30 protein-coding genes and 1 pseudogene are annotated in these 23503 nt (G+C 57.5%); 21 read left to right on the plus strand and 10 right to left on the minus strand.

The window, feature by feature from the left end:
- Positions 1 to 52: 52 nt before the first annotated feature.
- Together tfrA and tfrB are read left to right on the plus strand one after the other, a co-directional pair.
- The gene (tfrA, locus tag BRA42_RS11030) at positions 53 to 1684 is read left to right on the plus strand and encodes a fumarate reductase (CoM/CoB) subunit TfrA (protein ID WP_292406692.1); all 1632 of its coding nucleotides are present in this window, start codon (positions 53 to 55) and stop codon (positions 1682 to 1684) included.
- Positions 1681 to 3144, plus strand: coding sequence for a fumarate reductase (CoM/CoB) subunit TfrB (tfrB, locus tag BRA42_RS11035; protein WP_342770850.1), 1464 nt, complete (start codon positions 1681 to 1683; stop codon positions 3142 to 3144). The genes tfrA and tfrB overlap by 4 nt, the downstream gene beginning before the upstream one ends.
- A gap of 281 nt (positions 3145 to 3425) precedes the next feature.
- Here tfrB and BRA42_RS11040 read toward each other — a convergent pair whose 3' ends face one another.
- Positions 3426 to 4562 carry a glycosyltransferase family 2 protein gene (locus BRA42_RS11040; protein WP_292406686.1) on the minus strand — a complete coding sequence of 379 codons (1137 nt, stop codon included), beginning with the start codon at positions 4560 to 4562 and terminating at the stop codon, positions 3426 to 3428.
- A 273-nt stretch (positions 4563 to 4835) separates the two neighbouring features.
- Between BRA42_RS11040 and BRA42_RS11045 the strand changes: the two genes are divergently transcribed.
- The 8 genes from BRA42_RS11045 to BRA42_RS11080 all read left to right on the plus strand — a co-directional run bounded on the left by BRA42_RS11045 (position 4836) and on the right by BRA42_RS11080 (position 11178).
- Entirely contained in the window at positions 4836 to 5561 is a 726-nt protein-coding gene (locus BRA42_RS11045) for a HEPN domain-containing protein (RefSeq protein WP_292406683.1), read from the plus strand.
- A gap of 78 nt (positions 5562 to 5639) precedes the next feature.
- Positions 5640 to 5858 carry a hypothetical protein gene (locus BRA42_RS11050; protein ID WP_292406680.1) on the plus strand — a complete coding sequence of 73 codons (219 nt, stop codon included), beginning with the start codon at positions 5640 to 5642 and terminating at the stop codon, positions 5856 to 5858.
- A 951-nt stretch (positions 5859 to 6809) separates the two neighbouring features.
- Complete coding sequence (locus BRA42_RS11055) at positions 6810 to 8054, plus strand: HD domain-containing protein (protein WP_292406678.1); 1245 nt, start codon at positions 6810 to 6812, stop codon at positions 8052 to 8054.
- Complete coding sequence (locus BRA42_RS11060; protein WP_292406676.1) at positions 8051 to 8617, plus strand: hypothetical protein; 567 nt, start codon at positions 8051 to 8053, stop codon at positions 8615 to 8617. The genes BRA42_RS11055 and BRA42_RS11060 overlap by 4 nt, the downstream gene beginning before the upstream one ends.
- Before the next feature lie 179 nt (positions 8618 to 8796).
- The gene (locus tag BRA42_RS11065; protein WP_342771217.1) at positions 8797 to 10062 is read left to right on the plus strand and encodes a UDP-glucose/GDP-mannose dehydrogenase family protein; all 1266 of its coding nucleotides are present in this window, start codon (positions 8797 to 8799) and stop codon (positions 10060 to 10062) included.
- A gap of 254 nt (positions 10063 to 10316) precedes the next feature.
- Entirely contained in the window at positions 10317 to 10664 is a 348-nt protein-coding gene (locus tag BRA42_RS11070) for an acylphosphatase (RefSeq protein WP_292406670.1), read from the plus strand.
- Between the two features lie 10 nt (positions 10665 to 10674).
- Positions 10675 to 10836, plus strand: a complete 162-nt coding sequence (locus BRA42_RS11075; RefSeq protein ID WP_292406667.1) for a hypothetical protein — start codon at positions 10675 to 10677, stop codon at positions 10834 to 10836.
- A 180-nt stretch (positions 10837 to 11016) separates the two neighbouring features.
- On the plus strand, positions 11017 to 11178 hold the full coding sequence (locus BRA42_RS11080; protein ID WP_292406664.1) for a hypothetical protein: 162 nt from the start codon (positions 11017 to 11019) through the stop codon (positions 11176 to 11178).
- A 27-nt stretch (positions 11179 to 11205) separates the two neighbouring features.
- Here the strand turns inward: BRA42_RS11080 and BRA42_RS11085 are convergent, their stop codons facing one another.
- The 3 genes from BRA42_RS11085 to BRA42_RS11095 form a co-directional block, all read right to left on the minus strand.
- The gene (locus BRA42_RS11085; protein ID WP_292406661.1) at positions 11206 to 11496 is read right to left on the minus strand and encodes a type II toxin-antitoxin system RelE family toxin; all 291 of its coding nucleotides are present in this window, start codon (positions 11494 to 11496) and stop codon (positions 11206 to 11208) included.
- The gene (locus BRA42_RS11090) at positions 11489 to 11719 is read right to left on the minus strand and encodes a hypothetical protein (protein WP_342686160.1); all 231 of its coding nucleotides are present in this window, start codon (positions 11717 to 11719) and stop codon (positions 11489 to 11491) included. The genes BRA42_RS11085 and BRA42_RS11090 overlap by 8 nt, the downstream gene beginning before the upstream one ends.
- Positions 11720 to 11980: 261 nt before the next feature.
- Positions 11981 to 12160 carry a type II toxin-antitoxin system Phd/YefM family antitoxin gene (locus BRA42_RS11095; RefSeq protein WP_292407124.1) on the minus strand — a complete coding sequence of 60 codons (180 nt, stop codon included), beginning with the start codon at positions 12158 to 12160 and terminating at the stop codon, positions 11981 to 11983.
- Between the two features lie 247 nt (positions 12161 to 12407).
- Between BRA42_RS11095 and BRA42_RS11100 the strand changes: the two genes are divergently transcribed.
- Entirely contained in the window at positions 12408 to 12569 is a 162-nt protein-coding gene (locus BRA42_RS11100; RefSeq protein WP_292407121.1) for a hypothetical protein, read from the plus strand.
- Between the two features lie 56 nt (positions 12570 to 12625).
- On the opposite strand, the gene BRA42_RS11105 is transcribed toward BRA42_RS11100, so the two are convergent.
- Entirely contained in the window at positions 12626 to 12844 is a 219-nt protein-coding gene (locus tag BRA42_RS11105; protein ID WP_292407119.1) for a type II toxin-antitoxin system HicB family antitoxin, read from the minus strand.
- Positions 12844 to 12948, minus strand: a pseudogene (locus BRA42_RS11110) (type II toxin-antitoxin system HicA family toxin); the annotation flags it as partial. The gene BRA42_RS11105 and the pseudogene BRA42_RS11110, both read right to left, overlap by 1 nt.
- A 460-nt stretch (positions 12949 to 13408) precedes the next feature.
- Between BRA42_RS11110 and BRA42_RS11115 the strand changes: the two are divergent.
- Together BRA42_RS11115 and BRA42_RS11120 are read left to right on the plus strand one after the other, a co-directional pair.
- Complete coding sequence (locus tag BRA42_RS11115; RefSeq protein WP_292407117.1) at positions 13409 to 13723, plus strand: nucleotidyltransferase family protein; 315 nt, start codon at positions 13409 to 13411, stop codon at positions 13721 to 13723.
- Positions 13720 to 13953, plus strand: coding sequence for a DUF86 domain-containing protein (locus BRA42_RS11120; protein ID WP_342771218.1), 234 nt, complete (start codon positions 13720 to 13722; stop codon positions 13951 to 13953). Before BRA42_RS11115 ends, BRA42_RS11120 begins: the two co-directional genes overlap by 4 nt.
- A gap of 358 nt (positions 13954 to 14311) precedes the next feature.
- Here the strand turns inward: BRA42_RS11120 and BRA42_RS11125 are convergent, their stop codons facing one another.
- Positions 14312 to 14533, minus strand: coding sequence for a hypothetical protein (locus tag BRA42_RS11125; RefSeq protein WP_342771219.1), 222 nt, complete (start codon positions 14531 to 14533; stop codon positions 14312 to 14314).
- On the opposite strand from BRA42_RS11125, the gene BRA42_RS11130 reads away from it, so the two are divergent.
- Positions 14453 to 14926 (plus strand): hypothetical protein, encoded by a 474-nt coding sequence (locus BRA42_RS11130; protein WP_342771240.1) that lies wholly within the window; start codon positions 14453 to 14455, stop codon positions 14924 to 14926. The two genes, BRA42_RS11125 and BRA42_RS11130, sit on opposite strands and share 81 nt — an antisense overlap.
- Before the next feature lie 337 nt (positions 14927 to 15263).
- Here the strand turns inward: BRA42_RS11130 and BRA42_RS11135 are convergent, their stop codons facing one another.
- From BRA42_RS11135 to BRA42_RS11145, 3 genes are all read right to left on the minus strand, one after another.
- On the minus strand, positions 15264 to 15608 hold the full coding sequence (locus tag BRA42_RS11135) for a DUF86 domain-containing protein (protein ID WP_342771220.1): 345 nt from the start codon (positions 15606 to 15608) through the stop codon (positions 15264 to 15266).
- On the minus strand, positions 15605 to 15898 hold the full coding sequence (locus tag BRA42_RS11140; protein WP_292407101.1) for a nucleotidyltransferase family protein: 294 nt from the start codon (positions 15896 to 15898) through the stop codon (positions 15605 to 15607). Before BRA42_RS11140 ends, BRA42_RS11135 begins: the two co-directional genes overlap by 4 nt.
- Before the next feature lie 147 nt (positions 15899 to 16045).
- Entirely contained in the window at positions 16046 to 16216 is a 171-nt protein-coding gene (locus BRA42_RS11145) for a hypothetical protein (RefSeq protein WP_342771221.1), read from the minus strand.
- Between the two features lie 114 nt (positions 16217 to 16330).
- On the opposite strand from BRA42_RS11145, the gene BRA42_RS11150 reads away from it, so the two are divergent.
- The 7 genes from BRA42_RS11150 (at position 16331) to BRA42_RS11180 (ending at position 23065) form a co-directional block, all read left to right on the plus strand.
- Positions 16331 to 16645, plus strand: coding sequence for a hypothetical protein (locus BRA42_RS11150; protein WP_342772152.1), 315 nt, complete (start codon positions 16331 to 16333; stop codon positions 16643 to 16645).
- A 77-nt stretch (positions 16646 to 16722) separates the two neighbouring features.
- Positions 16723 to 17535 (plus strand): sugar phosphate nucleotidyltransferase, encoded by an 813-nt coding sequence (locus BRA42_RS11155; RefSeq protein WP_292407095.1) that lies wholly within the window; start codon positions 16723 to 16725, stop codon positions 17533 to 17535.
- Positions 17536 to 17547: 12 nt separating this feature from the next.
- Positions 17548 to 18477 carry a glycosyltransferase family 2 protein gene (locus tag BRA42_RS11160; RefSeq protein WP_292407093.1) on the plus strand — a complete coding sequence of 310 codons (930 nt, stop codon included), beginning with the start codon at positions 17548 to 17550 and terminating at the stop codon, positions 18475 to 18477.
- A complete protein-coding gene (locus tag BRA42_RS11165; RefSeq protein ID WP_292407090.1) occupies positions 18474 to 19373 on the plus strand; it encodes a lysylphosphatidylglycerol synthase transmembrane domain-containing protein in 900 nt (299 codons plus the stop codon). The genes BRA42_RS11160 and BRA42_RS11165 overlap by 4 nt, the downstream gene beginning before the upstream one ends.
- A gap of 89 nt (positions 19374 to 19462) precedes the next feature.
- On the plus strand, positions 19463 to 20071 hold the full coding sequence (locus tag BRA42_RS11170; RefSeq protein WP_292407086.1) for a class I SAM-dependent methyltransferase: 609 nt from the start codon (positions 19463 to 19465) through the stop codon (positions 20069 to 20071).
- Between the two features lie 107 nt (positions 20072 to 20178).
- On the plus strand, positions 20179 to 20847 hold the full coding sequence (locus BRA42_RS11175; protein WP_292407082.1) for a class I SAM-dependent methyltransferase: 669 nt from the start codon (positions 20179 to 20181) through the stop codon (positions 20845 to 20847).
- A 460-nt stretch (positions 20848 to 21307) separates the two neighbouring features.
- Positions 21308 to 23065, plus strand: a complete 1758-nt coding sequence (locus tag BRA42_RS11180; RefSeq protein WP_292407079.1) for a glycosyltransferase family 39 protein — start codon at positions 21308 to 21310, stop codon at positions 23063 to 23065.
- Positions 23066 to 23503 lie beyond the last annotated feature (438 nt).

A 23503-nucleotide genomic window follows, 5' to 3' on the forward strand; every position in this document is an offset into this window, starting at 1 on the left:
CACACGTTCCCTGCAATTCTTTATGGTATTATACAACGCACCGGCTAATAAGATGCTTGTAGACGAGATTGTGGACGCGCATGTGCTGGTTATCGGGAGCGGCGGCGCCGGGGTGCGGGCAGCCATCGAGGCCTCCCGGAACGGCGACGTAGCCCTGGTCTCCAAGACCATCGCCGGGAAGGGCGGGTGTACGACGATGGCGGAAGGCGGGTTCAACGCCGTGATGCGGGACGGGGACTCCATCGAGGCCCACCGCGAGGACACGATGAAGGGCGGGGCGTACTTAAACGACCCCGCGCTCGTGGACGCACTGGTCCGTGAGGCCCCGGCGCGGATGGCGGACCTCATCCGGTGGGGTGCGGTCTTCGACGTCACGGACGACCGGCAGGTGGCGCAGCGGCCGTTCGGGGGGCAGCGGTTCCCCCGGACCTGTTACGCCGGGGACCGGACGGGCCACGAGATCATCATGACCCTCCTCGACCGCCTCGACGCGACGGACACACAACTCTACCAGGAAGTCTCGGTCGTCGACCTCGCAAAAGACGAGAGCGGTGCGGTCGCCGGGGCTATCGCTCTCGACCGGGACGGGAACCCCGTGCTCTTCCGGGCCGACGCGACGGTGCTGGCGACCGGCGGGGGGACGAAGGTCTACGATATCTCCACGAACTCCGCCGCCGGGACCGGGGACGGCTACGCTATGGGCTACCGGGCGGGGGCGGAACTGATCGATATGGAGATGGTCCAGTTCCACCCGACCGGTGCGGTCTACCCCTACGACGCCCGCGGCCGTCTGGTGACGGAGGCGGTCAGGGGGGAAGGGGGTATCCTCCTCAATGCGCGGCGTGAGCGGTTCATGGAGCGCTACGACCCCGAACGGATGGAACTCTCCACGCGGGACGTGGTGGCCCGGGCGATCGCGACCGAGGTGCTGGAGGGCCGGGGAACGAACCGCGGCGGGGTCTACCTGGACGTGACCCATCTCCCTGCGGAGAAGATCGAAACCCGGCTCCCGGTGATGCTCGAGCAGTTCCTCACCTACGGCGTGGATATCCGGCGGGAGCCGATGGAGGTGGCGCCCACCGCCCACCACATCATGGGGGGGCTCCGGATCACCCCGGAGTGCCGGACGACCATTCCCGGCCTTTTCGCCTGCGGAGAGGTTGCCGGCGGGGTGCAGGGCGCAAACCGCCTCGGCGGGAACGCGCTTGCGGAGACGCAGGTCTTCGGGAAGCGTGCCGGGGAGTTTTCCGGGAAGGCGCCGGCACGGAGCGGCCGAATCGACCGGACAGGGATCGACGGGGTGCTCGGGGTGCTTGACGCCTATTTCGAGGGCTCGGTCAGTCCCGCAACGGTCAGGAGAGACCTGAAACTCACGATGTGGAGCAAGGCCGGGATCTTCCGGAACGCCGCCGATCTTACCGCGGCGCTTGCGCAGATCCGCAGGCTCGCCGACCAGCCGCTCCGCGCCGCATCGACCGCAAACCTTCTCGAGTGCTGTACGGTCCGGAACATGTGCACCACGGCGTCCCTGATCGTCCGGTGCGCCCTCCTCCGACCCGAGAACCGGGGGGCCCACGTCCGGCGGGATGCAACGGTCATAACGGAGCCGGCAAAGTCGCCGTTCGGCCATACCTACATATCGCTTGCCCGGGAAGGGATCGAGCGGCGGGAGGTCGCGGCATGAAGACGATCACCCTCCGGGTCTCCCGCTACGACCCGGCCGCGGACGAGGGGCCGCACATCGAGGAGTACACGGTTCGGGTCAACGACGGGGCCCGGGTGCTCCACGCCCTCCACGCGGTCCACGACGAACACGACCCGACGCTCACCTACCGCTACTGCTGCGGGTCGGGGCAGTGCGGGAGCTGTGCCGTCCGGGTGGACGGGACGCCCGGTCTCGCCTGCATGGAAGAGGCCCGCGACGGAATGACGGTCGAGCCGCTGGACCTCCCGGTCGTGAAGGACCTCGCGGTGGATATGAGCCCGGTCATCGCAAAGATCGCCCGGATCTGCCCGGCGCCGGATGCAGGGCTCCCGGCACGGGAGGAGATCGAGGCGATCAAGCCGCTCCGGGACTGCATCGAGTGCCTCTCCTGCGTCTCGGCCTGTCCGGCCCTCCAGGTGACGGAGTTCGCCGGGCCGACGGTGCTCCGGCAGGAGATGCGCCTCGCCCTCGACCCCCGGGACTCCGGGGACAGGATCACCGACGCCATCGAGAAGGGGCTCTTCTACTGCACGACGTGCAAGCGCTGCCTGGAGGTCTGCCCGAAGGAGATCGATATACCGGGCAAGGCAATCGAGAAACTCAGGGAACTTGCAAACCGGCGCGGGCTGACCCTCCCCCACCACCGGGAGATAGCACGGCTGATAGAGGAAACGGGACGGAGCGTCGAGCGGACGAAGACGACGTTCCTCGAGCAGGTGCCGGAGGTGATCGAGCCCGACGGCCCGGTCCGCGGCGAGGTCGGGTTCTTCGTCGGGTGCATGTTCAACGGCCGGGTGCCGCAGACGGCCCTCGACGCGATGGAGGTCATGAAGCGCAACGGCATCCGGGTGATCGTCCCCCACGACCAGGTCTGCTGCGGCTCGCCGCTGATCCGGACGGGGCAGACGTCGTTTATAGAGGATCTGAAGCGCAAAAACATCGAGGCCTTCACCCGCCGGGGGGTTACGACCGTGATGACGATCTGCGCCGGGTGCGGGGCGACGCTGAAGAACGATTACGAGACGCCGTTCGAGGTCAAGGACGTCACGGAGGTCCTCACGGAGTACGGGATCGAGCCCCCGGCGAAACTCGACGTCCGGGCGACCTATCACGACCCCTGCCACCTTCTCCGGGGCCAGGGGATCCGGGAGCAGCCGCGGGCGCTTCTCCGCGAGGCCGTCAGGGAGTTCGTGGAGATGCCCGCACAGTGCTGCGGCGCCGGCGGCGGCGTCCGGTCCGGGGTGCCTGAGGAGGCGAAGGCGCTCGGCTCAATGCGCGGCGAGGCCGTGAAGGAGACCGGCGCCGACGTGATGGTGACGGTCTGCCCGTTCTGCGAGTTCCACATAGCCGACTGTACGGATGTCCCGGTGAAGAACCTGGTGACGGTTCTCCTCGACGGCTACAGAAAGAAGGATGCGGAGCGGCAGAAGCCTGCATAACCCCGGAAACCTTTTTTACCTGCCCGGAGAACGACGTCGCGGAAACGTTCTTTTCCGGCAGTAACGTGTGGGGTGTGACGTAGTCCGTGCGTGGAGCAACGAGCAAGGCGGAGGATTTTTGCGGGATGCTATTACCGGTCGAAATCTTCGATCCCTGAAGTCCGTACGCTCGAAACCGCCGCGGACACCGGTATTGTCCGCGAAGATGCCGGCTTCCGGACGGCGGTGAAGGGAACAGCGGCTTTAGTACCCGGAGGCAGAGCACCCAGCCCCGGAAGATGTCAGCCCTGCTCATCGCCGTGCTTTAAGAGCACCATGCTCGTGAAGATCCCGGAGAAGACTACCTGCATCCCGGCAAGAAAGAGGGCCAGCGCCCAGACGGCGTTTGCGACCTGGAAGAGCGATCCGAACCCGGACGCCGCCCATTCCCGGACGATCCCGAACCCGACGAGGCCGCCGGCAGCCATCAGCAGGATGCCGGCGAGGAGTTCCCACTCGAGGCTGTGGTAGTTCATGAGCCGGGAGATGAACGGCCCCACCTCACCGTAACCCTGGACGGCGGAGTAGACGGCGATGTTGACCCCTGCAAAGAGCGCCTGGAACCCACCGAGGAAGAAGAGGGCGGCGAGGATGAAGGAGTGGATGAACGAGGTCTCGACGTCGCCCCGGAAGAGGAAGAGCACCATCAGGACGAAGCCGAAGATCGCAAAGATCAGCCCCGGGACGATGACGAAGGGGATCGGCCGGTAGAGGAGCATAAACCGGACGTGCCGCCAGCCGTCGGAGAAACTCTCCAGTTTCGAGGGCGTGACCCGGGCGGAGTAGGTGATCGGGACCTCCTCGATCCGGAGATTGGCCTTCGCCGCCTCAATGATCATCTCGCTTGCAAACTCCATCCCCCCGGTCTTGAGGTTCAGCCGGTCGAATGCTTCGCGCCGGAACGCCCGAAAACCCGTGTGCGCATCGGAGATCCGGGTGGAAAAGACCCGGTTGAGGAGCCGGGTGAGGAGGGGGTTGCCGATGTATCGGTGGAGGGCGGGCATAGCCCCGGGTCGGATCTCGCCCCGGATCCGGGAACCGAGGACCATGTCGGCGCCGGCATCGAGCGGAGCGAGGAGGCGCGGGATCTCGAGGAAGTCGTAGGTGTTGTCCGCGTCCCCGATGACGATGTAGCGCCCCCGGGCGCAGGCGAGCCCGGCAAGGTAGGCGTTACCGTAGCCCTTCTCCTTCGGCCGGACGACCGTGGCCCCGAGGTCCCGGGCGATCGCCGCCGTCCGGTCGTCGGAAGAGTCGGCGATGATGATCTCGCCGTCGACGCCGAGGTCGGCAAAGACCCGCCGGATCTTTCTAATGCACTCGCCGATAGTGGCTTCCTCGTTGAGCGCGGGAAGGACGACGGAGAGGGCGGGGGTATCCATGAGAGTAGACTCTGGAATAGTATCGGGCTTTCGGTGTATAGAGTGTATCGATTGGAGTGCGGAGTTCCAGAGACCCGCATCCTTTGTCTCCGGGACCAGTTTCCGGGCACTTTCGACCGATGCTGGCGGCGTCAGATGTTGATGTGGGATTCTCTGGATGTAACGATCTGCGAAGAGCATTTGAGAGGACCGTGAGCGGGAGGTGGGTCACGTCCGTTCAGATAAAGGTTGTCGCTCGATACCTTTATCGCGCCCAACGGCGCGATCAGTAGTATGGCTGCCCCCGGCACCGCATGTGAGCACAAACTGCGACTCAAAAACGAGCTGGAGACGTTCGTCGACCGCTGGAGCCGGGACCCTTCGATCAGGAAGATCATTCTCTTCGGTTCGGCTGCCCGGGGCGATCTTCGTTGCGACAGCGACCTCGATCTCGTTGTTGTTCAGGAGACGGATAAGACGTTTCTATCACGTCTTGAGCCGTTTTATCGCGATGCCCATATCGCCATGGATATCCTGGTGTATACCCCGGATGAGTTCGCTGCCATGCAGAATGGAACCTTTCTTAAGAACGCGCTACAGGACGGTGTTGTATTATATGAGGCAGGATCCCGGAAGAGAGGGGACCAGAGGCTGAAACAGGCAGAACGTGACCTTGACGATGCACAGTACGCTTTTTCCGGCGAGAGGTACAACCTGACCTGCTTCCTCGCCCAGCAGGCTGCGGAGAAGGCCATCAAGGCATTTCTCTATCTCTCCGGAGAGGAGAGAGTACTCGGCCATTCCGTCGCGGATCTCCTTAGCCGGGCCTCCTCACTCAATAGTGCCTTCGACGCCGTCTCGCGGGCAAGGACCCTTGACCTCTACTATATCCCGACCCGCTATCCGAACGGTATCCCGGGAGGCCTGCCGTACGAGGCGTTTGACCGGGAGGAAGGTGAGAAAGCCCTGGCTCTCGCCGCCTCCGTCATCAACCTCGTCAAGGAGATGTTCATGGGCTAGTGCGGTGCAGGCGAGAACGTCTCAGTTCCAGGACGGGGATCGACCGCAGCCGGGAGCGTCACCCTGCAACGTAACGTCATGCCCCGGGCGAGGACAGCGACCTTCAACGACATCCAGTTTGTCATATCGCCCATCGAGCTGCAGATACCCTACAAACTCTATCCCGGGAGCGACAAGGACATCGAGGATGCGGTCTACCTCCGGGTGCTGTTCCGGGAGATGCTGGATACCGATCAGTTGCGATCATTCATGGAGAGCCCGTATGTCCGGGGGAAGCCGTATGGAATTGAGGTTTGATCGTGAGAGAAACCGGCAGGAGGGGCTGGCCTTCGTCCGGCGACATGCTCTATGGGCGAGGAAGGTTCCAAACGAGGTCTGGAGCCGCGAACAGGCCGATTTGATGACGCGTTCCTCGCGAACGCCGAAAATTACGCCCTCTCCCGTGCCCAATACCTCGATATGCATCGGGTCCTCGCGAACCGGCGACGCCCCGGAGCGGTGCGCGCGGGGAAGGGTAAGTCCCCAAACCTTTGAGGAGCGGTCCTTGAGCCGCCGGAGATCGCGAAATTTCGACGAATGCCTGAAACGATGAATGTTCCTCGGCATAACCCGGGAAAAGCGTTATCCCGATCGGCGGGTAGTAGAAGTATGGTGCGGGATGCCTACGATGGACAGCACCCTCGGAGCGCCGGCAGAACACCGAGAGCGGGTCAGGGATCCAGAGAGAGGACACTCCTTCGACGCAAATTGGGGCGAGGTCCCAAAACGCACATGAGGTCGCGCCGGCCACAGGCTCGACTGGTAAAAAACAGAATCTATTTCCTGAAGAAGATCCGCTTCGAAAGCAGACAACTTGAGGAGAGATGGTATCAGTGGTAGATTCTTGTCTTCCTTACCCACTACCGATCTGCGATTTTCACCCAGAAATTGCCGCAGCAGTTAATACCCGTCCTCACGGGTAACCTGCTTGATTTCGGTACTGGACGGCTTTGCCAAGAAAAGAGATGCAATAGACCCTGGGATCATCATTCTAGAAGAGAAACTCGCCAGATATTGAGATCTCGGCCAGCGATACATCAGATCGAGATCGGAAAACATATTAATATTGGATCTCCATCCATGCACGGGGAAAGAACATCACCGGAGGCACAAAGGGGGCCGGAGAACGGGGGGCACCTGGAGTAAGAAAGGAGTATGGTATCAAAAAATAATCACGAAATCCGGGATCCTATCTATGCGTTTATTCATATGGACTCGGATGAAAGGGAGATTCTGAACTCCATACCGGTCCAGCGTCTCCGTCATATTCATCAACTTGCATTGACGAATTTGGTCTACCCGGGCGCCACCCACAGGCGGTTCGAGCACTCTCTTGGCGTCATGGAACTGGCAACACGGATCTACAACACTCTGCTGGAGAACGATGACACAAATATTCTGGGTATCCGCGGGGAATATGAGAAGACATACTACCGGCGTGTCCTGAGAATGGCCGCCCTCGTCCATGACATCGGCCATGCACCCTTCTCTCATGCTTCAGAAGATCTCTTTCCTCCGGGCATAAATCACGAGATGATGACGCTTAGACTCATCGAGAGTGAAGAGATGGAAAGACTCTGGGAGAGATTGAAGATCCAGGCGGAGGATGTAGCGAAGCTCGCAGTAGGTCCGGAATACGATAAAAAGGAGATCTTCTCCAATACAGAAACAATACTCTCGGAAATCATTAAAGGTGATACTTTCGGCGCTGACCGGATGGACTATCTTCTACGGGATTCGCATCACACCGGAGTCGCATACGGCAGATTCGATCACTACCGCCTGATAGAGACCCTCCGGGTCCTTCCTAAAACATACGAAGGATCAGAGGAGCCTGCCCTCGGTGTAGAGGGGGGAGGACTTCAATCGGCAGAAGCGCTCCTGCTAGCACGATACTTTATGTTCAGTCAGTTATACTTTCACCCTGTCCGGCGGATCTATGATATACATTTGAAAGAGTACTTACAGGCATGGCTTGAGGGGGGCCGTTTTCCTGTTGACATCGAAGAACATCTTAACCTCACGGATAACGAGGTGATGTCTGCCATATGGAAAGCCAGCAGGGACCCGGATCTCCCCGGCCATGACGCTGCCCAGAGGATCGTGACGCGAACCCACTATCGGGTGCTGTATACGCGAAATCCAAACGACATCTCAAAGAACAGGGAGGCAGGATCGGCGATCTACATGGCCGCATGTGACAGGTTCGGCAAAGAGAATGTGCGCCACGACAAGCCGAAGACATCTGCAGGACAGACAGGGTTCCCCGTCTTCGAGCCGGATGAGCGGATTGTCTCCTCCCTCCTGAAATCCGATACGCTCCGGTACATCCCCGAAGTGGCGGCGGAGGCGGTGTACCTCCACCCTGGATTGCTGGATGATGGAAGGAGATGGCTGCATGAGAATCGCGAAAGTATTATTGAATCCGCATTGGAATCGGAGGATGAACAATGAAACCGACACAGAGAGATGGGTTGCTGTTCGAACTTATAGATGAACTCACGAGGTACGGGAGCTGGTGCGGCGAGACGCATATCCAGAAAGCTGCTTACTTTCTTGAAGAGATGATGGAGATACCCCTCGGATTCTCATACGTCCTGTACAAGCACGGCCCTTTCTCCTTCGATCTATCGGACGAACTGGCATTGATGCGGGCCGATGCCCTTCTGGAGTGGAAGATCCAGCCCGCACCGTATGGGAATTCCCTCAAAACGACGGAAGAGGGCGAGAAACTCAAAGCAAGAGTACCGAAGACGCTGGAGAAATACCACCCTGCAATCTCCTTTGTTTCCCGGAAGTTCGGGAACCAGGGGGTAAAAGACCTCGAGAAGATCTCCACGGCTCTCTACGTGACAAGAGAGTTGCAGAACCAGAACTGCGAGGCCAGGGCACGTCGGATCACCGAACTCAAGCCGCATGTTCCCTATAGTGAAGCAAAAGAAGCGGTCCGCTTCGTTGATGAGATGTTTCGGGAAGCAGGGCCGATAATCCGGAGGGGTGGGGGAGAGGACGCCTGATTCTCTTTTCCGCAGGCGTTATCGCAGGTAGAGGGGTTATCATGTACGGCCTGACGATAACGCCGCCGATTCTGTGCACCCCGTGAAAGAGATATCCGGGCGACGCCTCTCCTCGAATCATATGCCTTTTAACCGCAGAGGACCCAAACTCTCGCGAGAACCCGGAGGAAGATGAAAAGATGCGGATAGCTGTCGTCGGCGGGGGCTACGTCGGTCTGGTCACGGGGGCCTGCTTTGCCGAACTCGGGCATACCGTCGATATCGTCGAGATCGATGCAGGAAAAGCGGCGGCGATCAACGCCGGGCGCGCCCCGATCCACGAGCGGGGCCTTGACGCGCTCCTCGCGAAACACGCGGGCGTGCGGCTCCGTGCGGGGACGGATTACGGCCCGGTTGCACTCTCCGACCTCGCGTTCATCTGCGTCGGGACCCCGCCGGCGGCTGATGGAAGCGCCGACCTCTCGATGGTCGCGGCCGCGAGCCGGTCGATCGGGGAGGCGCTCCGCGAAGGGAAGGGCGCACACACCGTCGTCGTGAAGAGCACGGTGCCGCCGGGGACGACGGAGAACCTGGTCGCCCCCACCGTCGGCAACCACTCCCACAGGGCCGATACCGGGTTCGCGATGAATCCGGAGTTCCTCCGGGAGGGGCGTGCGGTTGAGGACTTCCTGCACCCGGACAGGATCGTGATCGGGAGCCGGGACGGCCGCTCCGGGGATACGGTCGCCGCCGCCTACACGGGGGTTTCGGCCCCGGTGGTGCGGTGCGGGCTCACCGCCGCGGAGATGATCAAGTACGCCTCGAACGCCCTCCTCGCGACGAAGATATCGTTTGCAAACGAGGTCGGGAACGTCTGCAAACGCCTCGGGATCGACGTATACGAGGTGATGCGGGGCGTCGGGATGGACCACCGGGTCTCGGCGCACTTCCTCTCCGCCGGCGCAGGGTTCGGTGGGAGCTGCTTCCCGAAGGACGTCGCCGCCCTCGTCCGCCTCGCGGAGGGGCTCGGCGAAGAACCCGCACTCCTCCGGTCGGTGCTGGACGTCAACGACCGCCAGCCCCTCCGCATGGTCCGGATGCTCGAAGAGAGGCTCGGCAATCTTTCAGGGAAGCGGATCGCCGTCCTCGGCCTCGCCTTCAAGGACAACACCGACGATATCCGGGAGGCAAGGGCGGTCCCGGTGATCGCAGGGCTCCTCCAGCGGGGGGCGGCGGTCGCCGCCTACGATCCCCTTGCGGCGGCTTCGATGCGGCGGGTCTTTCCCGGGATCGACTACGCCGCCTCGGCCGCGGACGCCCTCCGGGGTGCCGACGCCTGCCTGGTGATGACGGAGTGGCCGGAGTTCTCCACCCTCAACGGGGAGTTCGACCTGATGAACTCCCGGATCGTCATCGAGGGGCGCCGGATCCTCTCCTGCGACGGGAAAGAGGGGATCTGCTGGTGAGCGAGGGTGCGGGAAGATCACCGCAAATCATCCCAAAAATGCCTCGCAATTAAAGATCTACGTTGATTAGAACATACTTTCGACAAATGAGCGATATCCTGCGCCATATCAGGATGCGGTTTCCTACCAGAACCATCATGCATACTTTTTCTGCCACCCCTTCCGGGTGCTGACCGGGACGCGGACGGGAACTTCATCGGGTGAGGTGCCTGTCCGGCGAAACTATTTCTGTTCATCATACAGAGTGAAATTGAATGAAACGATTTGTGGCCGTCGCGCAAGGGCGTGTCCAGCGAGTCGGGTATCGAGAGCATGTATACAACGAGACGTTCGAACGGAATATCTCGGGATACGTGAAGAATCTCGATACCGGAGAGGTCGAGATCGTTGCAGAGGGGAGCGAAAGCGATCTCCGGGGTCTTATCAACGAGATCAATATCATACGTAGACCCATTGCAGTCAGATCGTTCACCGTCAGATGGGAAGAAGCAACGGGAGAGTATGCCGATTTTGAGATCATCCGGGGAGACATCCAGGAGGAAATATTTGAGAGGGCTGACTCTATTCTCCTGCGGTTCGCCGAAACTATGTACCGGAGCTGACAACCCGGAGTTGAGTCTGGACAAGCAGGACCAGATCGCGAGAGAGACGAAGGAAGAGATTGTCGGGCTCCGGAACGACACCAGAAAACATCTTGATGATGAGTTTGGGGATATCAGAAAGGAACTCGTCTCCATCAAGGATGCGCTTGCCCGGGCAGGCATCCAGGTCTAAGGCACCCTCTCCATCCCGCACCGCTTGCCCCCGGGCCATGAGCGCCGTCGCGCCCAACCCCTCCGCCGAGAAAAGAAGTTTGTTACAAACCGTGCCCGAGGACAGGGGCAGTTGACCCACCATAACCTACAACATCGATCCTGACGGCGATCACCCGCATCATGCAAGCAGATCGAAGGCATGGGCGCATCTGAACTGCCCGAACCAGACCCCAGAGTATACGACCACGAATACGGCGGGCGATGCTCCGGGGACCTGACGAAGCAGCCGGGACCGGAGCGCTACCGGTCCATCACCCTCGAAGACCTGAGGACCGACCGGGACAAGAGAAATTTATGGTAGATTCCATGTGTTTAATAGAATGGGGGATCAGAACAACCCATATTTGCTGTGCGCCTGATTAATTCCCATCACATCATCTATGAGGACGCGCTTGTTTTCGTCATCGATGCGATAGAATGCGGTGTGTGTCATCGATATGTGAAGGCGATACGTATGCTTCTTAGATCCCTTGAGGAGTTTCTTGTTGCATCGCTTAGTTGTCTTTTTCAGAAATTCTCCAAGGCATAAAGAGATGACCTCTTTTACATGTACCAGGTCTTTTTTCGGTATTTGTGATAGGTATTTGAGCGCTTCCTCGCTGAATATCAGTTCATACACCTTTGAAGACCTCTTCGAAGGAGTAAAACTTAGATTTCTTCTCGATTTTATCTAGATCGGCATCCAGTTTTTCAACATCCCAAGTTTCATCGTCGACCATCTGAGAGATTACATCATCGTATGTCATGTTCTCCTTCTTCAGCTTCTTCAGTTTCTTCTGGGTCGCGCGGCTGACACGGATACTCACCATATCAGAATCGTTTGGACTTGCGCTCTGAGTCATAGATAGTGATAATCGCTGCAATGGCATTATGTTTTTCCCGGTGACGATGTAGTCTGCATGATGCACGGCATATACGATCCGGTAGTCCCCTATGCGGGTCCGGTAGAGGTGCTCTTGCCGCCGTTTAACTTGCGGACACCAAACGGCAGGGGCGTTTCGGAGAGGTCTTCTATGTCTGGAGAATGCGTGGAGTGAGATCCCGCGATAGTGCTGCGATACCCTTCTCGACGCCTGCCTTGACACGGATCGCGTAACCGGCCATTACCGCTCGTACCGTTTTCTGAACTCGCCAAACTCCATGGTCGGCTCTTTCTGCCGTTCCGCTACCATGGCAAGGTCGTGAAGGTCTTCCCGGAGTTGTTCGTACTCCCGCAGGGGGAGGAACACCGCGATTCGGTCTCCGTGTTCATCAACGACGTATTGTTCTCCTGTTGCACCCATATGCCCGCAACCCCCCTCATCTCTCTACGGTTGCAGGAACTATCAATCTTCGTCTGCTCCGCCTAGGTGGAGGGGTCTTCATTCGCAGCCGGGAGATGGGCCTTGAGAGGAGAATCATGCGGCCTCGATCTGTTCAGCCGGACGACCAACCCGATGCGTCTCTTCGCCCCGGATCAGATCCCGAACTGGGCGGCGATGTTTGCATTGACTTCTGCCCGGGGATATGAATTACCGTTTTGAGGCCGATGTGAAGATTTTCATCTCGCTCCAGCATGAGGCCGTCAAGAGCGGTAGACCTGTATTCTTCCGCGACCGGGAGAGGAGAGTCCGGTACGGGGCAGGCGTGCTCTCCCTGTACCTCGGCTACAAAGATACGCTCGACTGGTTCGACCGGGTCCTGCTTACCTAGGGCATGATATGGCCCGGGATTCTCTTTTTGAACGACGATATTTTCTGTGACGGGTGTTACCCTCTACCGACCGCTACGTAGATGGCTGAAGACCGCGAGCGGGGAACCGGGAGCCCGTCCTCCCGGAGCCCCTCGATATGGAATTCGATTGCCTCGTGCATCCGCTCTTCCGCTTCCTCACGGGTCGCCCCGGTGGCCACGCACCCCGGGAGGTCCGGGGAGTATGCCGAGTAGTTGCCGTCGGTCTCGCTCACGATGACAAGAAATCGATACATTATTCGTTCCTCCCTTTAAGCCCTGCCTGTTTGAGCACACTGTTCAGCGTTCCCGGCGCAAGTTCGTCCGCCGGATGCCCGGCAATGGTGATCCGATCCGCTTTTGACGGATGCCGATGACCTCCAGGAGCCCCGGCGGCATGTCACGCTACTCCACCCTATCTATGCAGCGAAGCCATATCCTTTATGCCCCCAGTCCACCCCGCTCCAACGCACAAAAGGCGTTTCCATCTGGCTCCCAAAGAGTTCAACGGCAGAAGGCCATTTCGTCATCTGGTACGCCCTGCGTTCGCATTCATCCCACACACCTCTCATTTAGCAAGCCCTTCTCCTCCAGAGCGACATATGGCACACTCTTCCCTTCTCCACCACGACCAACCTCTCTTCCGCGACCCCGAAGTCCTTTGCGTTCACGGATCGTCTCCCGGAACAGCTCTACGACCGAGATCAGGCCTTGCTCTTCCAGCCGACACCGGGAGAACCACCATGGGACCAGATCCGCGAACCGGCATGCCCCGGGGATAGTTATACTAGAGAGGAGGGCACATACCCGATCAGGAATGGATGGAGTCACCTGCGAGGTCGGCGGAGAATGCGCGCGGATCATCGGCGTTCTCCGCGAGAAAAAAGAAGTACCTGGCAGAGACCTATCACGTTGAATCCATCGGCATCTTCGGCTCGTGCCGGCGTGGCGAGGAGCACGAAGGAAGCGACGTGGACATCCTGGTCGAGTTCTCCGAAGTACCGGGGATCTTCGGGTTCCTCAGGCTTGAGCAATATCTCTCCGAACTTCTCGGGCGAAAGGTGGACCTGGTCGAAAAGAGTGCGCTTAAACCCCGTATCGGCCGCCACATTCAGAATGAGGTTGTATACGTGTGAAGACCCCGCGAAGTACCCTTGACTACCTTGACAATATTCTTGACGCCGTCGACAAGATCGAGATCTTCACCCGGGGCATGTCCTATGAGGAATTTTCCGGGGACGACAAGACAGTCTATGCGGTCACACGAACACTGGAAGTGATCGGTGAGGCGACGAAGTGCATTCCGCGACAGGTCAGGAAAAGGTATCCCTCGCTTCCCTGGAGCGAAATGGCCGGGTATGCGTGACAAGTTGATCCATGCCTATTTCGGGATCAACAGGGCGATTCATCTGGAGAACGATCCGGGATGATATCCTTCCGCTCAGATCTGCGGTGCAGTGCCTTCTCGGCGATCTTGCCGTGGAGGAGACCGGGAATTGAACCGCCCAGGGCTAACCCCACGCTGTATCGCCCGTGGACAGCCGATCCGGGCGATGCCCCGGGACCGCCGCCTCCCGGAGTGACGGCCGGGACACCTTCCAACTGCGCGTTATCCGTCAGTCTCCTTCTTCCCCGGAATATCGCCTGAATTGCTGGATCCCCGGACAGCCAAAAGAGAACCGTTAATATCGCCAGATGTCAAGATTCATAGTGAGTAACCATGATCACGTCCCTGCCCGGCAGTCCGATCTCCTCTCTCTTCGGGGGCGGTCTATGCCGGTAAAGCAGGGGCTGATCCCCGCTGCGGGCTCGGGGCCGACATCATCGTCAACACGGACGCCGACTTCCAGTACAACGGAACGGAGATCCCGAAGCTCCTCCAGCCCATCTTCGATGGAAAGGCGGATATCGTCATCGGCGATCGCCAGATCGACACCCTCGACCACATGCCCCGCGGGAAGGTCTGGGGCAACAAACTCGCCACCAGGGTGACCAGGAGGGTGACCGGCTGGCCGGTCCGCGACGCTCAGGCGGGTTTTCGTGCCTTCACCCGCGACGCCGCCTGCAGGATGAACCTCACCGGCGACTACATCTACGTGCAGGAGACCCTCATCCAGGCGGCGAACAAGAACCTGACGCTCGTCCAGGTGCCGGTGGAGTTCCGGAGGCGGGACGGGTATTCACGGCTGATCGCGAGCCTGTTCGGGTATGCCACCTCGGCCGGGAAGACGAGCGCGCGAAGTTTCCGGGACTATCACCCGATCCAGGTCTTCACCGGGATCGGGATCATCCTGATATTAGCCGGTCTGGCCGTAGGTTTCAGAGTCCTGACGCATTAATGTCGGGGCATCCCTGACGATAACAATCTCGTCCCCGACCCGTGCAATGAATTCGGTCTTCCCTTCCTGCAGGGTCCCTCTACAGAACGTGCACCTCTCTGGAATCATTTATTTCCTCCTCGTTCGCGTATCGATCCAGTATTGGTCAGCCGGTATGTAGGCGGCGATTACGTCCCGATTCGTCTCGTAGACGAGTTCCCGGAGGGTCTTTTCTCCGATCATCCTGGAAACTCTCCTGGAGAATATGAGGGGGTCGAAGGGGGAAAAAGGCCGACCGTAAGGGGTGTATCGGGAAAAATTGTCATCTGCTCGTTTCAGAGCCAGCCGGGCGGGGTGTTTATCCGGGATCTTCAGTGCCAGAGAGGAGCGCCACGATCTCCCCCTTGAGCGCGGGGATATCGCGATCCACGACTGCCCAGATTTCATCGGAATCCACGCGGAAGTATGCGTGGACCAGAACGTTCCGAAGGCCGATTACCTGTTTCCAGGGAACGCCGGGAGAAGCGCTTCGCAGGTCCGGGGGAAGGCGTGCGGCTGCTTCCCCGATGACCTGGAGGTGGTGGAGCATCCAGACCTGCACCAGTTCATCCTGCAAAAAAGCATCCCTGCCCCTGACCGCATACCGCTCAATCTCATCGATTGCTTCCAGGATATCGAGGAGCCGCTCGTTTCCGTCCCTCATAACGGCACTGCCTCTTCGAGGACCCTCTTTTTGTATCGCTCCTTGAGCGCTGTCTCCGTCACCACGTCCACCCGGCACCCAAGGGCATCCTCCAGGTCCTGGATAAGTGCGATGTGGTCGAGGAGGCTCCTGCCCGGCTCCATCTCCACGAGGAGGTCGAGGTCACTCTCCGGACCCGTCTCGCCGCGGGCGACCGAGCCGAAGACCCGCAGGTTCCTGGCACCGTGTCGCCCGGCTATTGCGAGGATCCTGGACCGCTTCTTCCGGATTAGATCCTGTGTGACGGGCATGGCTGTTCACCAAGTTCTATCGGAAGTTGGAGATATAAATTTGCCCCCTGACGATCATACCGCAAAAAAGCGCCGATAAGACAGTCTTCGCTACGGAAACAGCAGGCCGATGCTTCCCGAAAAAGTCAGGCCGATCCCCTCCCAGGGCTACCTATAATCGTCGGTCATATTCCCGGGAGCCGGCGCACCGGTCATCCGCAACTGCGAACACTCCACCGCGAAGGTGAACTTAGTCGACGGGAACGGGAAAAGGGTCGGGATCGTCTCGCTCCAGTCCCCGCCGATCGCCGCGTTCGAGGCGAACGCCGTTGCGCTCATGAACAACACGGCCCTCGCGGCCGCGTTGCTCCCGGTAGGAACGAAGTTCCGTGGGAGCGGGAAAAGGGCTTCGACTCGCGACGGTTCATCAGAACCGGAGCGTGAGCACCGAAGGTGCGATTCGCGATGGGCGACGGAGCCATCCGGAACGGCCCCGCTGAGACCTACTACTGTCAGCCTCGGTGCCGCGACCCTTCGGGCGACGACTACGTCACCTTCACTGGAAAGACCGTCCTGATCCGGCCAGCGAGGGCGGCGCCTTCGCGTGCTTGGCTGAAGCAGTATCAGGACCAGATCCGGCTGTCGCTCCGGGGCCGCCTCCTCCCGGAGCAACGGGCGCGCGCAGTCCACCCGCCCCTTTTTCCGCTGAATATCACCCGAATCGCTCGATACCCGGACGGCCAAAAGAGAACCGTTAATATTGCCTGATGTCAAGATTCATAGTGAGTAACCATGATCACGTCCCCGTCCTGCGGTCCGATCCCCTCTCTCTTCGGGGGCGATCCATGCCGGTGAGGCAGGGGCTGATCCCCGCTGCGGGCGCAGGATCGCGCCTTGGGCCGTTCACGAACGCGATCCCCAAAGAGCTTCTCCCCGTTGGCGAGAAGGCGGTGATCGAGCACGTCGTCGAGGCGATGCACCTCGCCGGCATCACCGATATCGTCATCGTCGTCGCCCCGCACAAGCACGGCCTCTCCGACTACCTGGGTTCGGGCAAGCGCTTCGGCGTCGACTTCACCTACGTGGTCCAGGACGAGCGGCTGGGCCTCGCGAACGCCGTCGCCGCCGGGGAGCACGTCATCGACGGCACCTTTGCCGTCGTCCTCGGCGACAACTTCTTCTCCCCGAAGACGTTTCTTGCCGACCTCATCGACTACCACGTCGCCCACCGCCCCGAGACCACCGTCGGCGTCGCCCGGGTGGAGGACGTCACCCGCCACGGAATCATCCTCCCCGACGGCGACCGGGTCGTCGAGATGGTCGAAAAGCCCCAGCCGACGGCCGCCCCGAGCAGCCTCGGCGCCCTCGGCGCCTACGTCTTCGAGACGGGCGTCTTCGACGCCATCGCCCGGACCAAACCCGGCCACAAGGGCGAATACCAGCTCACCGACGCGATCCGGCTCGAGATCGCCGAGGGCCGGGATGTGCGTTACCGGGTCATCGACGGCATCCACATCGACGTCGGGACGCCCCGGGACCTGATGAGGGCGAACGAGTGGTACTTGAGGGAGAACGGGCACACGGGCGATATACCCTCAATCCCCGGCCGGAAAGTGGAAAGCAATCGGCGAGACGAGACGATCGGAGACAACCTCTAAAGAGCGTGCAACATGAAACTTATCGTAACGATCCCCGCATATAATGAAGAACGCTCCATTGGCGACGTTATCCGGGAGATCCCCCGCACAATAGATGAAATTGACCGGGTTGAGGTGCTCGTCATCGACGACGGCTCGACCGACAACACGGTGGAAGTCGCACGGAACGCCGGCGCCGACCACATCATCTTCCACAAGAGGAATCTCGGGCTCGCGAAGGCCTTCCGGGACGGCCTGAATGCCGCCATAGAACTCGGGGCCGACATCATCGTCAACACCGATGCCGACTTCCAGTACAACGGAACGGAGATACCGAAACTTCTTCAGCCCATCTTTGACGGAAAGGCGGATATCGTCATCGGCGACCGCCAGGTCGATACCCTCGACCACATGCCCCGCGGGAAGGTCTGGGGCAACAAACTCGCTACCTGGGTGACCCGGTGGGTGACCGGCTGGCCGGTCCGCGACGCTCAGACGGGTTTTCGTGCCTTCACCCGCGATGCCGCCTGCAGGATGAACCTCACCGGCGACTACACCTACGTGCAGGAGACCCTCATCCAGGCGGCGAACAAGAACCTGACCCTCGTCCAGGTGCCGGTGGAGTTCCGGAAGCGGGACGGGAATTCACGGTTGATCTCGAGCCTGTTCGGGTACGCCACCTCGGCCGGGAAGACAATAGCACGAAGTTTCCGGGACTACCACCCGATCCAGGTCTTCACCTGGATCGGGATCATCCTGATATTGGCCGGTCTGGCCGTAGGTTTCAGAGTCCTGACACATTATTTTGAGACCGGGATGGTAACGCCGTATCTCCCCTCAGCGGTCCTCACCACCGTGCTCGTCATCGTCGGGCTGCAGGCGATCGTCTTCGGTCTGCTCGCCGATATGATGAAGACGCAGAGGATGCTCACCGAGGAGATCCTGTACAGACTGAAGCGATGAAGAAAAATACGCTTATTAAACTTATATTAACAATAGGGCTATTTATAGCAATATTTTACAAAATAAATCCAGAGGAGATCATTGAAGTATTTTCGGAAATTGACCCTGGGTACGTCATAATAGCTATATCTTTTGTGCCGATACTCTATATCTTGAGAACATACCGATGGAAACTCTATCTGCGACACCTAGGAGTTGATACCCATTTTCCAAAATTATTAAAAACTCTAATGATCGGCCAATTTTATGGATTAATTACACCAGGGAAACTGGGCGAACTCGGCAGAGTGTATCACTTGCATGCGAGTAAAGCGGTGACGATTCCAACTGTTATTGCAGAAAAAATTGTTGACCTCTTTGTCCTTTCGGCCCTTGGCCTGACAACAGTCTTCATATTTTTTCCGAGTCAGGGGGTTATGATAAGCCTGCTCTTAGCGTTTCTGTGTATGCTCATTATTGGAGCGGGCATTTTGACAAACCGCAAATCTATTGGTTATGTTGTCAAACGTTTTGGGGTTACGGAGGAAGAGGTGGAGACCTATATTGCAAGCATCCTCTCTCTGTTTAAACATAAGCCTCTGGTGGGAGGGGTGTTGTTAACAACGGTCAGTTACTATGCAATAAATTATATTATTGGATATTTCGTATTACTCGCACTTGATGTGGATGTAATCGCAGTGATAACTATCCCGATCATCGTCCTTATTGGAAATATACCAATTACCATCTCCGGTTTAGGTCTAAGAGAGTCGGTTGGGACATTCTGTTTTGTCCTCCTAGGTATCGAGGGGATATACGGATTCTCGTTCTCACTCATCTTATTCGGAATAATCACTCTGATCCCCGGACTGATGGGGTACGTTTTATTCATGAGATCAGGCAGTTCAGATGCATGATATGTATGGACATTTAGATAAAATGCAGGCACATTATTGAGTTACAGATCCGAACGTGAGAACAATTACAGAGGAATAAGGTGATCAGAATGCCCAAGGAGTTTGATGGTGGGGGAAATTACTACAATAAGTATGAAAGTAATAATCCAGCCGTGCAGATGTTAATGCGGAAGTATTTCCAAGATTTGGATGGGCTCATCGTCCCAATAAAAGATAGAATTAACCTCGCACTCGAGATCGGATGTGGAGAGGGGTATGTTACTCAGCATATCCAGAACCTCGGTATCGCCATAGAAGGCACCGATATCTCAGAGAGAGTTATTAAAATCGCTCAACAAAGTCATCCTTCATTACGGTTCTCAGAATGCTCGGTTTACGACTTACAGTCGCTGGGTGGGACTTATGATCTCGTTCTGGCGAACGAAGTCTTAGAGCATCTGACCGATTACAACAGGGCCATTGAGGAAATGAAGAATGTTGCGAGAAAATATCTATTCTTTAGCGTACCAAATGAGCCATATTTCAGGTTTGGGAATATCCTGCGACTTAAATACCTGGAGAATTTCGGCAACACTCCAGGACATATCAACCATTGGTCATTACAGGACTTCGAAAAGCTCCTAATTAGTGCTGACCTAGATATAGTCGAGATTAAACCGTCGACTCTCTGGGTGATGGCGTTATGCGAGGTGGAGTGATCGACCGGAGGTTCGAATTTGAACATTATTATGAATGAAATCATAACCGAGTGCCGATACAGAGATGGTCTCCCAAACAGAAGAAAAGAATGGACATCTAAGCGGCAATGCGGGAGTATGATGCATATGGTAAAATCCGGAAGGATGGATATTCTACATCCACGGTCCTGAGGAGTTATGGTATGAAAAAATGTAAAGGTCAAATTACCGGCCTGCTCTCTCCGCTTCTTGAAAAACGGAGAATGAACGAGATCATGAAACATGTAGCAGGCAACATCATCCTTGATTATGGATGTGGTTACGGAAAACTTGCAGCGGCGTTCCCGGGAAAAACATACATTGGAATAGATATAGATAATTCAACCATAAAGTATGCTAGGAAACTGTACTCGGACAAGGAGAAGGTACAATTCCATGCTCTTGGTGATTTTAAATTCCAAGATCATAGATATGATTCCATAATTATGGCGGCCGTGATCGAACATCTAGATGAGCCTGCCCATACGTTGCAAAAACTGAAGAAGAATCTAACGGAGGGGGGGAGGATTATCATCACGACACCCACACCGCTAGCCAATGAGATCCTTAAATTGGGTTCAAAGTTCGGACTCTTCAGTAAGGAAGGGGTTGAGCAGCACCAAAGCCTGTTGAAGAAGCAGGATTTTGTCAATATCTCTCAGAAGACGGGTTTGACATTGAAATATTATGGTCAGTTTGAGATTGGCTTAAATCAAATTGTAGTGTATGAGAATATTACTGAAAACATCAAATTCTAAGAAAAGTCTCGAGCCCCGCTCGACTCACGGCGGGCTTCTGATTCTGGTAAAAGAGGGGAGGAGCGCTACCGAATTGTTCCGGAAGACGCGAGGGCGCTCATTTCGCCGACCGTCTGGTCCCGGTGACGTGCGAGCGAGTGTAGCGTGAAAGACGAATAGATTCTCACTACTCATCATCCATCACTTTGATTTTAACTTGCCGGGATGAAAGGATAGAGCGTTTTTTATTTAGCCAGAGGATCGTTTTCATTACGGAGATTTTACTGATGTTCCAGACTCGCAGTCATAATGGTCGTCGCCGTGAACGTGCTTCTGCCAGAGGAGCAGAGGTTAACGAAAGGAAGAAAATAGACGGCCGCGGGGTGACGAGAGGGAAGCTAAAGGTATTTTATGACTGAAAAAGAATGATCAAGCAGGAAGGTAGCGCTCAAACAATTGGGAGTGAACAGGAGATATCACCGTGAGATTCCAGCCGGAATACCTGAATTTAAGAACCAACAACGAGATCTACTACCTGATCGGGACCTTCTTCGCCCTTGTAGTGATCAAATCGATCCTCACAATGCCCATGCAAACGCCATGGATTTTTGCTGATGAGGCCGTGTATGACAATATTGCTCAGAATATCGTGCATGGCGAACTGTTCAGCGATCTCCTGTACTGTCAGACGTATCCGCCGGGATATTCGATACTTCTATCGACCGCCTACCTCTTCTCCGGTGATAAAACCGTAATATACCATATCATGCTGATCGTGAACAGCGTCCTCACCTCTTCGGTAATCTTCCCATCATATTACATCCTCAAAAAATACATCACGCAACAACAGGCCCTGCTTGGATCGCTGCTCATAGCGGTACTCCCTGCAGTAACGCTTTACACCTTCGTACTTATGAGTGAGAACCTCTTCATCCCGTTGACACTCTTCTCTATCTGGTTCCTGCATGAAGCCTTCGAACATAATTCGATAGGGTGGGGTTTTCTTGCAGGAATATCTATTTTCTATCTATATTTTACCAGGGAGACCGGCCTGGTCTTCTGCATTGCCTTGTTCGCGGCACTGGCGTTCTTCATCATCGGTATGGAGCGTGGAGAGAGACTCAAGGCGGTGAAGGATAAGACGGTGCTGCTCGGTTCTTTTGTGGTGCCGTTCCTCCTCTGGGGCATCTATAAGAGGGCTGTCGCAACCGGGCCATCCCTTTATAGCACGGGAGCTTATGTCAGCACACTTGTCGAAGCCATCTCGGATATCGAACTGTTCGTGACCATCTCCACCCTCGTGCTGCACGAGATCGAGTACCTGGCATTGTCCGGGTATATCTTCGTGTTTGTGATCGCGCTGGCCTTCATCGCTGGAGCCCTTAAACGTAGCATCCCGGGCCCCGGTGTCCATCTCCGGCAGTTCTGTCCGGAGAAGGCTCCGGCCTTGCGGGCGGTCATCGTGTATTGCCTGACCTTCAGTGCCGGGCTGCTGGTGATCACGGTTACGCATATGCAGATGATCTATACCACAGGCGACCAGTATTACGCCATCTTCGGGCGCTACCTGGACCCGGTCGTTCCGGTCCTATTTTTGTTCGGGATACTTGCCACCGGATATCTGCGTGCAAGCGGCTCTTCATTGTCGCACGAGAACCGGAAGGCAGGGAAGCTCTTTCTGGTTCCCGGTCTCGTGCTGGTATCGATCATGGCGGTTTCGCTGCCGCACACCTACTACAAGTTCCCGAATATGTTCGGGATCAACTACCTTCCCTATCTTCAGGAGTATGTGCCTTTTGCCGGCATCATGCTCCTCCTTGCGGTTGTCTGCGTCGTCGTACCATCCGCACTGCTGAACCACCCTCACGGTTTCCTCACCGTTATCGGGCTGTTCATCATCGGATCGGTCCTGTTGACCGTTCCCACGTACAGCGCAGAGGTAGCATTCTCCGACCACATAGAGAACGTGAACCAGATCGGACGCTACCTGCAGGAGCACGCGTCCCCGGGGAGTACCGTGATGGTGGACCCCGTGGCGTTCGACCGGGGGTGGTACCCCGTCGGGTGGTTCTCCACGACCTTCTGGTCTCCGGGAGAGTTAACCGTACTGCCGATCGAGGAGAGCTTTTTAGCGGAATCCGATTACCTTGTCTCAAACAGTTCCCTGGACTACCCTGTTGCGAGCCGGTCCCGCGACGGGTATACTCTCTACGCCACCGGCCGAGTGACCGGAACCTGAAGGAGAGAGCAGAAACCGTCGGGCAATTTTCCTGCCGGGCCGGACTTTTTCGTGAAGACAGAGGCCTCGCTGTCATCGCTTACGTTCGGATGCCGTTCGCCATCGCAACAACAGAGTCGCCGCAAAAAAACTCCTGTAAGGCCCGGGGGTTCCCCGGCGAACCATCGACAATCCGTTTCACATCCTGGTTCGCCCCGTAAACCGAACTCAAGGCAGGGCGCAATCCGGTGGAAACCCGTTCCAGGGGATGGACCGACCAGGACCCTGTCTCCCCTATAACGTTCACCGGCAACGAGGAAGATTTAGGCACATGAGACTTTCCCGGGAGGGACGATGCCGCCGCTACCGGGTTTCATCGCGAAGGACGAAACCGCATATTCTCGCCCGCGAACAGGAATAGGACAACGAATCCAGGGGTGTCGTCGTTAAAAAGAAGAT

It is taken from the genome of Methanoculleus sp. UBA374 (assembly GCA_002508705.1).
GTDB lineage: Archaea > Halobacteriota > Methanomicrobia > Methanomicrobiales > Methanoculleaceae > Methanoculleus > Methanoculleus palmolei.